7 protein-coding genes are annotated in these 13635 nt (G+C 53.5%); 5 read left to right on the top strand and 2 right to left on the bottom strand.

Features of this window, described 5'->3' with window-relative positions:
- The first annotated feature begins 80 nt into the window (after nucleotides 1-80).
- From ACFQ03_RS07670 to ACFQ03_RS07655, 4 genes are all read left to right on the top strand, one after another.
- On the top strand, nucleotides 81-2069 hold the full coding sequence (locus ACFQ03_RS07670) for an alpha-L-fucosidase (protein WP_379287240.1): 1989 nt from the start codon (nucleotides 81-83) through the stop codon (nucleotides 2067-2069).
- Nucleotides 2070-2611: 542 nt separating this feature from the next.
- Nucleotides 2612-3628 carry a glycoside hydrolase family protein gene (locus ACFQ03_RS07665; protein WP_379287238.1) on the top strand — a complete coding sequence of 339 codons (1017 nt, stop codon included), beginning with the start codon at nucleotides 2612-2614 and terminating at the stop codon, nucleotides 3626-3628.
- Nucleotides 3629-3751: 123 nt separating this feature from the next.
- Entirely contained in the window at nucleotides 3752-5983 is a 2232-nt protein-coding gene (locus ACFQ03_RS07660; protein WP_379287236.1) for a glycosyl hydrolase family 95 catalytic domain-containing protein, read from the top strand.
- Nucleotides 5984-6412: 429 nt separating this feature from the next.
- Complete coding sequence (locus ACFQ03_RS07655; protein WP_379287234.1) at nucleotides 6413-7951, top strand: ABC-F family ATP-binding cassette domain-containing protein; 1539 nt, start codon at nucleotides 6413-6415, stop codon at nucleotides 7949-7951.
- A gap of 135 nt (nucleotides 7952-8086) precedes the next feature.
- Here ACFQ03_RS07655 and ACFQ03_RS07650 read toward each other — a convergent pair whose 3' ends face one another.
- Nucleotides 8087-10042: a hypothetical protein gene (locus ACFQ03_RS07650; protein ID WP_379287232.1), complete on the bottom strand. Its 1956-nt coding sequence runs from the start codon at nucleotides 10040-10042 to the stop codon at nucleotides 8087-8089.
- A 62-nt stretch (nucleotides 10043-10104) separates the two neighbouring features.
- Nucleotides 10105-10968, bottom strand: coding sequence for an AraC family transcriptional regulator (locus tag ACFQ03_RS07645; RefSeq protein ID WP_379287230.1), 864 nt, complete (start codon nucleotides 10966-10968; stop codon nucleotides 10105-10107).
- Between the two features lie 118 nt (nucleotides 10969-11086).
- On the opposite strand from ACFQ03_RS07645, the gene ACFQ03_RS07640 reads away from it, so the two are divergent.
- Nucleotides 11087-13480 carry a glycoside hydrolase family 2 TIM barrel-domain containing protein gene (locus tag ACFQ03_RS07640; protein WP_379287228.1) on the top strand — a complete coding sequence of 798 codons (2394 nt, stop codon included), beginning with the start codon at nucleotides 11087-11089 and terminating at the stop codon, nucleotides 13478-13480.
- The last annotated feature ends 155 nt before the right edge of the window (nucleotides 13481-13635 follow it).

Here is a 13635-nt window from a genome sequence, read left to right as displayed (position 1 = left end):
ATCGGATTGGGAATGCAAATAGAATGGGGATGACCCGCAGCGATCCGAACAACTTCTAACCAAGAAGGAAGGGAAAGGCTATGGCTATGAGAGATAGAGAAGATTTAATGGATAATGCGGAACAGGAAGCCAGGGAAAGTCGGCATAGCCGGGGCGGAGAAGCTGCCCCGGCCGATGCCGGTCATGATGAGAGAATAGCTTGGTGGCGGGAGGCTAGGCTCGGGCTGTTTATCCATTGGGGGCTTTATTCGCTCCCTGCCGGAATTTGGCGGGGAGAGGAAGTCAAGGCGGCCTATGCCGAGCATCTGCAGCTAAAGGCGGAAATCCCCGTTAAGGAATATGAAACGATCGCGGGCGAATTTAACCCGGTCCGATTCGATGCCGAGGAATGGGTGCTGGCCGCCAAGGATGCCGGCCTTAAGTATTTGGTTGTGACGGCCAAGCATCACGACGGGTTCGCCATGTATGATTCCAAGGTGAGCGACTACAACATCGTCAAGGCTACTCCGTTCGGGCGGGACCCGATGGCGGAGCTGGCGGAGGCATGTGCCAAGCATGGGGTGAAGCTCTGTTTTTACTATTCTCATGCGATGGATTGGCATCATCCGGATTCGCAAGGGAACACATTAGATTTTCCCGGGAATATCGGGGCCTATGACCCTGTGGAGTCTTGGATAGACGATGAGGACAAGGCATCGCGCTATGAGCGGTATCTGCAGCAGAAGGCGTTCCCGCAAATCCGGGAACTGCTGACACAATACGGTCCGGTCGGGATCCTATGGTTCGATTGCGGCCAGAAACTGACCAGAGAACAGGGCGAAAGATTCGTGGAGGCGGTCCGCAAGGAACAGCCGGCCTGTCTGGTTAACCGGAGGGTGTGGAAGGACCCTCTCGGCGATTACGGCAATACGATGGATAATCAGCCCCATGTCCGGGTGTCCAGGCCGGATTGGGAATCTATCGTAACGCTGAACGATTCATGGGGATACAAGAAGCTGGACAATAACTGGAAGTCGCCGCTGGATATTTTGCACAATATGATAGACGTCGTCAGCATGAACGGTAATTTTCTGATCAACGTCGGGCCTACCGGCGAAGGGGATTTCGATCCGATGTCCCGGAAGCTTCTCAAGGCCATTGGGGATTGGCTGCGCGTTAACGGAGAGAGTGTTTACGGCTCGGTTCAGAGCCCTATCGGCAAGCCGCCGTGGGGACGATGCACGATGAAGGGAAGCACGCTGTATCTGCATGTCTTCCATTGGCCGGATAACGGTGAGCTGCTTGTTCCGGGGATTCGCAATAGGATCAGACAGGCTTCCTTGCTGGCCGACCCGCATCGCAAGCCACTGGAGGTCATCCGGATGAACGGAGAAGATTGGCTCATCCGCGTTCCGGCGGAAGCCCCCGACCCGCTTGTAACGGTCCTGTCGGTCGAATTGGACGGGACGGTGGACGCCAATCCGGTCAAACGGCTGTATGCTTCCGGCTATGACAACGTATTTCCTGTGTTCGACGGAGAAATTCACGGAGAGACGTTAAGGTACGATACCGGTAAGAAGGATCGCGACATTGTGACCGATTGGTCCGATCCCGGAGATTGGATCCGATGGACCTATCGGTGTGCTGAGCCGGGGGTCTACAAAGTACGGGTCACGTATGGGGCTGCGCCGGGCGAGTCGGGAGGCGCCTTCATCGTGGAAACCTGCAGGATCGGTGAGAATAGGGAGGCTGGCACAGTTGGTTCCGCCGGTACGGGAGGCAAGAGGGGAGCGGGAGCCCCATCTCCAACTTCTTCTGCGGGCACGGTCGGTTCCTCAGGTGCGGAAGGAATGATAGGCTCGCTATCTGCTACTCCTTCTGCAGGCACTGCCGGAGAAACGGAAACGGTTCTGACCTTGGAGGCAGAGGTACAGGAGACCGGGGGACCTTACGAATACCGAACGTTCGAGGTCGGAGAATTCCGCCTGGAGCAGGAGGGAGTTTATTCGCTAGCGGTCCGGGCCGGCAGGTTGAAAGGCGGAACGCTGATGAACCTCAGGCAGGTAGCTATAGTGGCCGATAATGAGTAGCGAATGACGGCCTCGGATGAGAAGGATCGAAGAGTGAACCTTGACGGGTTCACTCTTTGCCGCATAGATAAGCAGGGCAAGTGTGTCAGGCCGCCTATCGATTTAGGCGAGTAGGTCAGCGCCTGCCGAGCGGAGCAAATCTGGCCCCCTGCCGAGCAGTGCAGGTACGGTCTGGCCATCTGCCGCCTGATGTGCTACCACGAAGGACCGTCAATAATGCAGGTCTTTGAGGCCAAGTTAGCTGAAATCAGCCAAAGACAAGCAAATGTGCAGGTGATTTTCGCGTTTTCGCGGATTTTCGGATTTTTAGGCCGATTCAACTGAAGAATTGCACGTCTTTTTCGATTTTTATCAGATTCTCGTATAAAGACCTGCACTTTGGTATGTCTTTTGTGCAAATGCACGGCAGGGATGGCGGCCAGGGCGGTCGATTGGCAATTTCTCAACCATAAGTTAGGCCGTCTTAGCCGCCAAGCTGATGTTGCCGCCAAATTCGACAATGACCGATATAGAACTATATGCTTTTAAGGAGGACAACCGGAATGTATAACAAATTGCTTCCCGCCCCTGTGAACGGAGGCTTCAGAATGGAAGGTTATTGGGTATGGTGCGGTTCTGTCATCCGGGGGGAAGACGGCAAATATCACCTGTTTGCGTCAAGGTGGCCGAAGTCGCTTCCTATGCACCCCGGCTGGATTGTCGCATCAGAGATCGTTCGGGCCGTATCGGATACTCCGGAAGGGCCTTATCAATTTCAAGAGGTCGTACTGCCGGCACGCGGTGCCGAGTACTGGGATGGAAGAAGCACTCACAACCCCCATATTACGAAGCATGGGGATACTTATCTGTTGTACTACATGGGTTCAACCCATCCGTTGGCCGACCCCGAACCGGGGGGCCCTCTGGGCTTGGACGATCCGCGCTGCATTGTCGGCCGTGCCAACAAACGAATCGGGTTGGCGACGTCCAGAAGCGTCTTCGGGCCATGGGAAAGAAAGGATATGCCCATTCTGTCCACCCGCCCGGGCAAATTCGACAGCTTCCTGACGTCCAATCCGGCTCCTTGCGTCCATGAGGACGGCTCGGTTTTGCTTATTTATAAAGCGAGGAGATACGAAGGTAATACCCATGGCAAAATGACGCTGGGAAGCGCCCGCGCCGCCCATTACAACGGACCGTACAAGGTCGTTAGCGAGCATCCGGTTTTCCCTCCGGAGAAATTCCATCTGGAAGACCCCTTCATTTGGAAAACTCCGGCCGGTTACGAGATGATAGCCAAAGATATGGAGGGTCATGTGTGCGGAGAGAAGTACGGGGGGATCCACGCCTATTCCCCGGACGGTCTCGACTGGAGGCTGGCGGAAGAGCCGCAGGCTTATTCGCGCCGAATATTGTGGGATGACGGTCAGACGAGGCTGATGGGCAATCTGGAAAGGCCGTTCCTGCTATTCCAGGATGGAAAGCCGACCCATCTGTTCGCGGCAACGTCCAATGGAACCAGAGGGTTCTACGACGCCACCGAGACGTGGAATATGGTGATTCCGATCGCAAGCGAATAAGCAGCCGTATCGTCGGTCGGCGGCAACAAAGCTTCACATGGGTGAAATCTTTATCTGACATAATAAAGGTCAGGTCCTTTAGCAGAGTATATCAAAATATATCGGGCGAGGAGAAATGTGCCGATGACTTGGAATGGCAGAGGAAGAGTAAAGGTGGAGACAGATTGGGCGGAATTCTTGTCCCGCCATGACATGACCTGGAGTGTCCGACCGCTGTCGTGGAACGAGGGAGCCTTTATCGGCAACGGACTGCTGGGTGCGATGGTTTACGGCGAGGAGCACAGAAGCAAGCGGAATGTGCTCCGTTTCGTGCTTGGACGTACGGATGTTACGGTTCAAAGAGCCGATGGCGGCGGCTTTCCTCCACGGGTTCCGATCGGGGAGCTTGATCTGGAGCTGGAAGGAATGATTTATCAGCCGGCGGATATCCGGCTGGATCTGTGGAATGCCGAGCTGCGGGCCCATCTTCCGACAACGAAGGGTGAAGTCCGGCTGCGGGCGTTTATCCATAGCGAGGAAGAGGAAGACATACTGCTGATTGAGCTGCATACCTCTTCGGGAGAAAGAAACGCGAGGTTTCAGTGGTATGCGTACCCCGATGTTGATCCGGTACTCAAAAATGCGGACGGGATCAATTTCAACCAGTATCTTCCCAAGACGGATGTGCAGCTTGGCGAGCGGGAAGGAGTACAATGGGGAAAGCAAACCTATCCGTCCGGAGAAGGCTGTCTGACCGCCTGGAAAGAGAAGCGGCCGGCTTCCGATCATCGCGTCTTGTACTTGACCGTCGCCGGAGGAGCGGGAGAAAGCGACATTCAGCAAGCGGTCGGCAGCATTCAATCCGCTAGTAACCGATCGGTAGAAGCTTATGCCGTGACTCATCGCAGCTGGTGGCATCATTATTATCCGCTGAGCTTCGTTTCGATTCCGGATACTAGATTGGAAGGGTTCTACTGGATTCAAATGTACAAGCTCGCATCGGCGACCAGAGCCCACCGTCTCATTATCGATAATCAGGGGCCTTGGCTGACGACTACGCCTTGGCCCGGGGTTTGGTTCAATATGAATGTGCAGATGAGCTATTCGCCGGTTTATACATCCAATCGGCTCGATATCGGCCAATCTCTCCTCAACGCGCTCGACCGCAGCCGGGAACAATTGATCCGCAACGTTCCCGAGCCCTACCGGTACGATTCGGCCGGCTTGGGCCGGAGCTGCAGCTACGATCTGGCCAGCAACGTAGAGGACGAAGTCGGCAACTTGACTTGGCTTCTTCACAGCGTCTGGAGGCATTACCGGGCGACAATGGACGACGAAATGCTGCGAACCCTGCTCTATCCGCTCTTACGGAGAAGCGTCAACTATTACTTGCATATCCTGGAAGAAGGGGAGGATGGCCATTGCCATATGCCTCCGACCATATCTCCGGAATACGGCTCGTTCAAGCGGCTGACGGTCAGGAATTGTCATTATGACCTGGCTTTGCTGCGCTGGGGCTGTACAACGCTGCTTGCGATCTGCGACCGCTTATCCATTGAGGATGAGCTGTCCGATCGCTGGGAGGAAGTACTGGACAGGCTAGCTCCTTATCCTTATGACGAACAGCAGGGATTTCTGATCGGTCAGAACACTCCTATGGAATTCGGCCATAGACATTTCAGCCATCTGTTGGCAGCTTTCCCGCTTCATCTCATCGGGGAGACGGAGGAGGATAAAGACAAGATCCGGCGGACACTGCGCCACTGGATCGGCCGGGAGGGAGATCTGCGCGGATTCAGCTTTACGGGGGCGGCCTCCGTTGCCGCCATATTGGGCAGCGGAAGCGAAGCGCTGCGTTACCTGCATACGCTGATGCATCTCATCAAGCCGAATACGATGTACCGGGAGGCCGGTCCGGTAATCGAATCGCCGCTCGCCGGGGCGGAGGCCATTCATGACCTGCTCCTGCAAAGCTGGGGAGGAGTAATCCGCGTATTTCCCGCAGTGCCGGATGAATGGGATGCGGCCGTGTTTCATCATTTGAGGGCCGAGGGGGCCTTCCTGGTCAGCGCCGAACGGCGGGGAAGCCGGACGCAGTGGGTCCGGGTGGAGAGTCTAGCGGGCGAGCCCTGCAGAATCCGGACCGATTGGCCGGTCGACGGCATCGCCGTGGACAGCGACCGTCCGCTTGTGATCAAGCCATGCGGAGACGGAATCATAGAGCTTGATCTTCGTAAAGGGGAGGAAGCGGTTCTTTATCCGAAGGGGGAGGCAGCCGACTTTACCGTTAGGCCGGTAGCTGCCGAGCCCGGCCTGTGCCAATATTTTGGCGGATACAAGCCATGGCGGCTTTACGGGCTCCCTCTTCAGGAATAATGTAGGCGAAGGCTTGAAATATCCCCGAAATGCTGAGGAATCCTATACGATTCTTGACAAAAGAGGAATGAGTTGGGTATACTCCAAGCATGGGATTGTATATTTTTTTATTATGAGGTGGAAAGGATAATGTTCTTTTTGTCGACTGTTCTCATTCGGGATTTGGCTTAAGACGGGAGAAGTCTGCCCATTTTTAAGGTTACGCCAACCGAAGAACAGGAGATAAAGAACCTATTCCTTATTCCCACAGACGATATTTCGATGGGTAAGGTGGAGTTCGCCTTGCCCATTTTTTATTTGCTGTGAGCATGAAGCTTGCGCGTAGTTCGAAGAATCAAATTTATAGAATGAGATATGAATCGAATACGATCTTTATCCTTGTAGTTCTCCCGGTTGGCTTCGAAAGCGAAGCGAAAAGGAGAGAATACAATGAGTATGCTATCGGTGGAAAACTTGTCCCATATGTTCGGGGATAAGATGTTGTTTCAAAAGATTGGCTTTCGTTTGTTAAGAGGCGAGCATGCGGGGCTGGTCGGCAGCAATGGCGCCGGCAAATCGACCCTGCTGCGAATTTTGGCGGGAGAATTGCTTCCCGATCAAGGGAAGGTGGAATGGCATCCGCATGCGAATATCGGGTATCTGCAGCAGCATGTGGATTTGCAAGCGGGAACAACCATCAGGCAATTTTTGCAGGGAGCCTTCGCCCGGCTTTATGAAATCGAAGCAGCGATGCAGGAGCTGGCGGAGCAAATGGCTTCTTCTTCGGAGGATGCGGAGCAGCAGCTGATTCAATACGGAGAGCTGCTGAATCAGCTGGAGCATTCCGGATTCTATGCACTGGAGGCAAAAATAGAAGAGGTTGCGGCCGGATTGGGTATTATGGAGCTGGGCATGGACCGCGATGTCGAGAAGCTCAGCGGCGGCCAAAGAACCAAGCTGTTGCTGGGCCGGCTGTTGCTGCAGGAGCCGCATGTCCTGCTGCTGGATGAGCCGACCAATTATTTGGACGCGCCCCATATCGAATGGCTTACCGGCTATTTGAAAGGCTATGAGCATGCCTATCTGGTGGTCTCCCATGACGAGAGATTTCTGAACGAAGTGACGGCGACCATTTTTCATCTGGACCATCAGACCATCAAGCGCTATACGGGTAATTATTCCGCCTTCCTGGCAAGCTATGAGCAGAGCAGGCTGCAGCTTATGCAAGCGTACAATCGGCAGCAGAGAGAAGTGGCCAGACTGGAGAGCTTCATTCAGAAGAACCGGAACCGTAAGGCGAAGCAGGCGAAGAGCCGGGAAAAGGTGCTGCAAAAAATGGAACGAATGGACAAACCGGCGCCAGGGCCGAGGCCACGCTTTTCATTCGCGGTATTCTCGGAACCGTCGAGTCGGATTCTGGAGGCGAGGCAGCTGCAGATCGGCTATACGGAGCCGTTATTTGCCCCCGTTGATCTTCGGGTCATGCGCGGCGACAAAATCGCGATTACCGGCCATAACGGCATTGGGAAATCGACGATGCTGAAAACCTTGCTCGGGCTTCTGCAGCCATACAGCGGTACCATGCAGCTTGGCGAAGGAGTTAAAGCCGCCTATTTCGCCCAGGAGTCGCCAGCTTCGGCCCAAACAGCACTTGAACGGCTGGGAGCGCTAAGGCCGGATTTGACGAATAAAGCGATCCGCCAGGCGTTGGCCAAGTCCGGTCTGACGGATAAGCATATCCGGCAGCCGCTTTGCGCCTTAAGTGGCGGGGAGCAGGCCAAGGTGCGCTTATGCGAACTGATGCTGACGGAAAGCAATGTTCTTGTCCTGGATGAACCGACCAACCATCTGGATACGCGCTCCAAGGAAGCCTTCAAGGAAGCGCTCTGCAGCTATAAAGGAACGGTCCTGCTGGTATCGCACGAACCGGAGTTTTACGAAGAGTGGGTCACCAATATTTGGCAAATTCAGGACTGGATGACGAAATAAAAAAACAAGAAAAAGAGCGAGTGTTAGGTCGGAACTTGACCGCTAGCCTCGCTCTTTTTTTTCGGAATCTTAAACTGTTGTGTCGGTTGAATCTCGTCGGTTGGTAAGGCCGGACGTTGATGGATTTTAACCGAATTAACCGCGATGCTGCACTTTCGTTCGGACGATTGATGAGCCCCGGGCTCCCATCAAGTAGGGATACAGCAGGATAAGCCCGGCAATATATAATAGAAAGGCGAATATCGCCGGGGACAAATGAAGCAAATCAGTGTAACCGATAGCAATATGGACGCCAAAGCCGGCTGCAAATCCCGGAAGTCCCCCGAGCAGCAGCGTCCACCAGATCCAGCGTTCCCCTTGATTGATTCCCCATAGAGCTATGATAGTAATAGCGGCAGCATCGCATAATAAAGCTCCTCCGAAGCCGGCACGATCATGCGCGATAAGCGGGATTAGCCGGTCATTAATTTGGGAAATCATTTCCGGAGTCATGCATAAATAAGCCAAATCCTCTCGGACGAACACATAGCTGATTCCAACCCCGGCGATGACCAATCCTCCCAGTGCCAGAGCAAAACCAAGCACAACGAACATCAACTGCCCCCACTGAGCCAGTCTCCAGGCCCGATCATTCCGGAGATTGGGTTCTTGTCGCGATGGGCGATCCGCACGGCCACGCATGGAGAGAATGAACATAGGGAATAGAATAATAGCTGCCGCAGCATGAAGCGGGTCGAAATAGCCATATCCAAGATACAGAAAAAAGCTGCCGAACCCGATGATTCCGGATGTGGCCAAAGCTGTTTTGGCCCAATGATGGCCGCAGCGCAGACCGAACCGGGCGAGCATCCCGTATAGAATGCCGATAGAAATCATCGTGCCGGCCAAGGTGATCCGGTCATGAGACATGAAATAAAGCAACCTTTCGTTAATAAGGGAGAGCGAGAGCGGGTCCATCCCAAGGAAAGCTTCGTCGTAAGGCAGTATAACGGTAGTCGCAGCAATGATCCAGGCCAGAACACCTCCCAGAACCATTCCCAGCCCCAACAGACACATCCAACCCCAATTGCGCCAAAAGGAGAACGGGCCCGGATCGGGGGAAAGGACCGTACGCTTGTAAAGAATCGCTTCGTTCACTCGCTTGGGCAAGCCCGGACCCGAATAGACAAGCCCGCTGTGAAGCTGAATATAGTCCGCACCTTCCCCCAACAGGTCCAAGGCATCCTGCGGTTCATGGACTCCGGCAGCGGCAAGAATCGGAATAGAGGGACCTAACGTATCACGAATCATTCGGATTTTGGCTAGGCAATCAGCTTTGCCATTCCGTCCGATAACAGCCCCCTCTTCTGTCCGGATGAAATCCCCTATAGTTATTCCGTCCCACTGTGCCGAATGATCTTGAGAACACAGCTCATCCCATAGGGAAGGAGAGGAATCGAGAGGAAGATAGAGCAGCAGGGGCTTATCCGGATAGCGGGTTCGAGCCGCTTCGCGGATCGATTGGAGCATGCTGTTTATTTGTTCGGGCTTCCAATCCATATCGATGGCATCCACTACGAAACCTGCTGCATAGGGGGCCAATTGATCCATCAACTGAAGATACTCCTTAATCGCTTGCTCCGGATCGGCCCCGGCATGATGAGCTATTCGGATCAGATAAGGCAGCCTGCGCCCCCGTTCCTTGCTTAACCGCCGAACCGTTTCATCCAAACCGATATTTACATAAGCATCCGGATAATGGATAGCTTCTTGAGCCACATCCCGAAGGATCGGCCGGGGGTCCGCAATCGGGCGAACGCTGACAGGCCCAATTTCTATGTATCCGAAGCCGAATTGGGAAAGAGCTTGGCGCGCCGTGCCACAGGGGTCTAGTCCTCCGCTTAATCCGACGGGACAAGACAGACGGATCCCCCATCTATCGCTGCGCAGCATAGGATGCAGCTCCATATGTCCCAGCGTCCGGATAATAAAGGAACCGCCGGGTATTCGGCTTAAGCCGCCCATGGCTCGTAAGGTGAAATCCCTGGCAGCGGCAGATGGTAGACGAAAGAGCAACGGACGAAACAATGTCTGATAAGACCAATCCGGCATTACTAAAAATCTCCTTTCTGTTTGAAATTCAGGAAGGTTGCACCGAAGGCCCATCCTCGCTCCTATCCCCGCTGGGAACGGTATTGCAGTGGAGTAATGCCCATCTTTTTCTTGAAAAGCTGGCAGAAATAAGAGAAATTGTCAAAGCCGACCCGGCTACCGATTTCCTGCACGGTCAATGAGCTGGTGCGCAGCAGCAAGCAAGCCTGCTTCATTCTTCGGGCCGTCAAATATTCGGTAAGGCTGCTGCCGGTTTCCTTGCGAAACAGGTAGGAGACATGATTTGGCGACAGATGAACGGCCTGGGCCAATTCGGATAACTGGAATTCCGAAGCGTAATGCTCCTCGATCCATTGCAGCATGGCGGTGATATGGGCGGAGACGGTCATTGACGGGTGGGCGTGGGCCTTGGACTGGCTTTCCCAAATCGGCTTCAAGTAATGAAGAAATGAAATGAGCAGCAGCGCATTTTCTTCGGTCGCATCTTGAGACGATTGGTCGGCCAGCCTAAAATTGTAATTTTGCAGCAGCCGGTCGGCCTCCTCCTTGTTCGGATGCCGGATAACCTGTACCGCGTAAGGATCCTTCCAAATATATAACGAAAATTGGTAAATGGAAGGGAAGGGAGTAAGATATTGGCTGAGGGTGGAAGGCTCGAACAAGAACATGGAGCGGATATACGATTGTCCCTGCCCCGTATTCATTCTCACATGATGGAGCTGATAGGGGCGGAAGCACAGCAGCGTCCCAGGGACGATATCGATTAATTGTTGCTCTATAACGACCCTTCCGGCTCCTTCATGGACATATAGGAGCTCAATTCCCTGATGGGAATGAATGATTTCCCGAAAGCTCTCTGTCCGGTTAAGATACAGTGATAGCTGAATAGGACGATTGTTCAGATTCAAATAGTTGGCCAGCTTCATCGAATCGTAACTCCCCTTGATCAATCGTAAATTAACAACATTTTATCATAACCTCCCGTAAATGACAGCGGGGGGTTTTTGCTATGATTAATGATATACGAAAGATAGGGAGGCTGCTATGAAAACTAAACGGATAAGTAACGGCTGGGAGCATTATCGGGGAAGTTTGGGGGGCGTCTGGGAAGTCTGGCGCGCCTACAAGCTTAACAATCATTATAATGTGCCGTGGTCTGCAGTGGAACTGCCTCATTGCTTTAATGGAGAAGATTCGGTAGATCCGGATGTGCTCTATTATCAAGGACCGGGATGGTACAGAACTCTTCTCGAGGTAGATAATCCTTATCCGAATGGAAGAACGCTGCTTCATTTTGAAGGGGCGGGCCAGAATACCGAGGTATATCTGTACACCGAACAGGTGGCGAGGCACGTCGGAGGGTATGACGAATTCAAGGTGGATTTGACGGAGCAAATGGCTGAGGGAAAGTACAAGGAGCTGTTTGGCAATAAAGTTCCGGTGGCCGTTCAATGCGATAATACCCGCGATCTCGAGACCATTCCTTCCGATATCAGCGATTTTAATTTGTACGGCGGAATTTACCGATATTTGAATCTCGTTTATGTACCCGAGATTTCCTTCGAATATGTGCATATCGCTACCGAGGTACAGTCAGAGAATAACGCGGAAATAACCGTAAGAGCGAAGCTATATAATCCGCTGAAGCGCAGCCAATCCGTTCGCTTGAGTCTGGTCGTTCGCGATCCGGATGGACATGCGGTTCATCAGCAGGAATGGACTGCCGAAGCGTGGCAAGGCTGGAAGGACCTTGCAACTCTTGAGCTGACGGACGTGAAGAGATGGTCCCCTGACCATCCGGAGCTCTATAGCTGTGAAGTGGTTATGCATGGAGCAACGGGCGAGGAGGCGTGGGAAACCAGCCATGCGGAACGGTTCGGAATCCGTACGTTCCAATTCGTGAAGCAAGGCCCTTTCCTTCTGAACGGAGAGAGGCTGCTGCTTCGCGGAACCCATCGGCATGAAGATTTTGCCGGAGTGGCCGCGGCTATGACCGAGGATATGATCAGGAGCGAAATGAAGCTGATCAAAGAGATGGGCGCCAACTTCATTCGTCTGGGCCATTATCAGCAATCGCGGATTGTACTGGAGCTGTGTGATGAGCTTGGCCTGCTGGTCTGGGAGGAAATTCCCTGGTGCAGGGGAGGAATCGGCGGAGAAGCTTACAGACAGCAGTGCCGGGACATGCTCCAAGCGATGATCGAGCAGCATTACAATCACCCGTCGGTCATTGTATGGGGGCTTGGGAACGAGAACGACTGGGAGAGCGATTTCGATACGTTCGATGAAGAGGAAATCCGCCGCTTTATGAAAGAGCTGCATGACCTGTCCCACGAGCTGGATGACAGCCGGGTGACCGGGATTCGACGCTGTGAATTTTGCAAGGATATTATTGACGTCTACTCACCTTCCATCTGGGCGGGCTGGTACCGCGGAGTTTATCCCGAATATGAAGCGTCCAGCCGGGCGGGCTTCGAAGGAACCGACCGCTTCCTGCATCTGGAGTGGGGCGCCGACAATATGGCCGGACGCCATGTAGAGGCTCCTTATACCGGCTTCAGTGAAATCAAGACCGGAGACGGGACGGATGAGCGGGACGGGGATTATTTCCTGCAGGGAGGCGACCCTCGCGTATCGAGCCTCGGAGATTGGTCGGAAACTTATTTCTGCGATATGATCGACTGGTATTTGAAAAGCCAGACTCAGATGGATTGGCTGACCGGGGCGGCCCAATGGGCGTTTAAAGACTTCTCTACTCCTGTCCGGCCGGATTCCCCTATCCCTTACCTGAATATGAAGGGGGTCGTCCAGCGGGATTTAACGCCGAAGGAGGCGTATTACGTTTTCCAATCGTATTGGTCCGAGAAGCCGATGATCCGCGTATACAATCATTCGGAGGCCATTCGTTGGGGGCAGCCGGGCGAGAAGAAGCTCATTAAAGTCTATTCCAATTGCGAGCAGGCGGAATTGTTCCTCAACGGACAGAGCGTCGGCGTCCGCAAACGGGATGCGCAGGATTTTCCATGTGCCGGTCTTCGCTGGGAAGTGGAGCTTGCGGAAGGGGAAAACGAAGTGCGGGCGGTAGGCATCAAGAACGGAGCGCAGGTGGCCGATGAAATTCGTTTCGTCTATCAGACGGAAGAATGGGAGCAGCCGGCAAGTGCAGTTCTGTCCGCAAACCGCTTAGAGGATGGATTGATGAAGGTAGAGGTGCGCGTATACGACCGCAACGGGGTCTATTGTCCGGATGCGAACCTATTCGTCCGCTTTGGACTTGCCGGGGACGGAAAGCTGTTAGACAATAGAGGAACGGTTCTCGGATCACGTTATTTGCAATTGGCCGGCGGTCGGGCAGCCATCCTTGTCGATCCGCAAGGAGGTCGCTCGGTAGTCAGTGCCGCAGTAGACGGAATACCGACCGTTTTTGTGGAAATATAGGACTTCCCAAGAGTTGTCGGATGATCGTATAAAAAAAGCTCCTAACGGAGCCTCTTCGAAGACGAATAACCCGGTTTTAAAGGAAGCTTTTTATGCCAATTGGAAAGTTGTTCCATTTTAATGCTTTAATGAACTTAAACTTTCTAATGTGGTAA

The organism is Paenibacillus residui (assembly GCF_042677205.1).
In the GTDB taxonomy this organism is placed as follows: domain Bacteria; phylum Bacillota; class Bacilli; order Paenibacillales; family NBRC-103111; genus Paenibacillus_L; species Paenibacillus_L residui.
The sequence above is the reverse complement of the archived record's forward strand: the minus strand, read 5'-3'. Positions and strand labels throughout refer to the sequence as shown.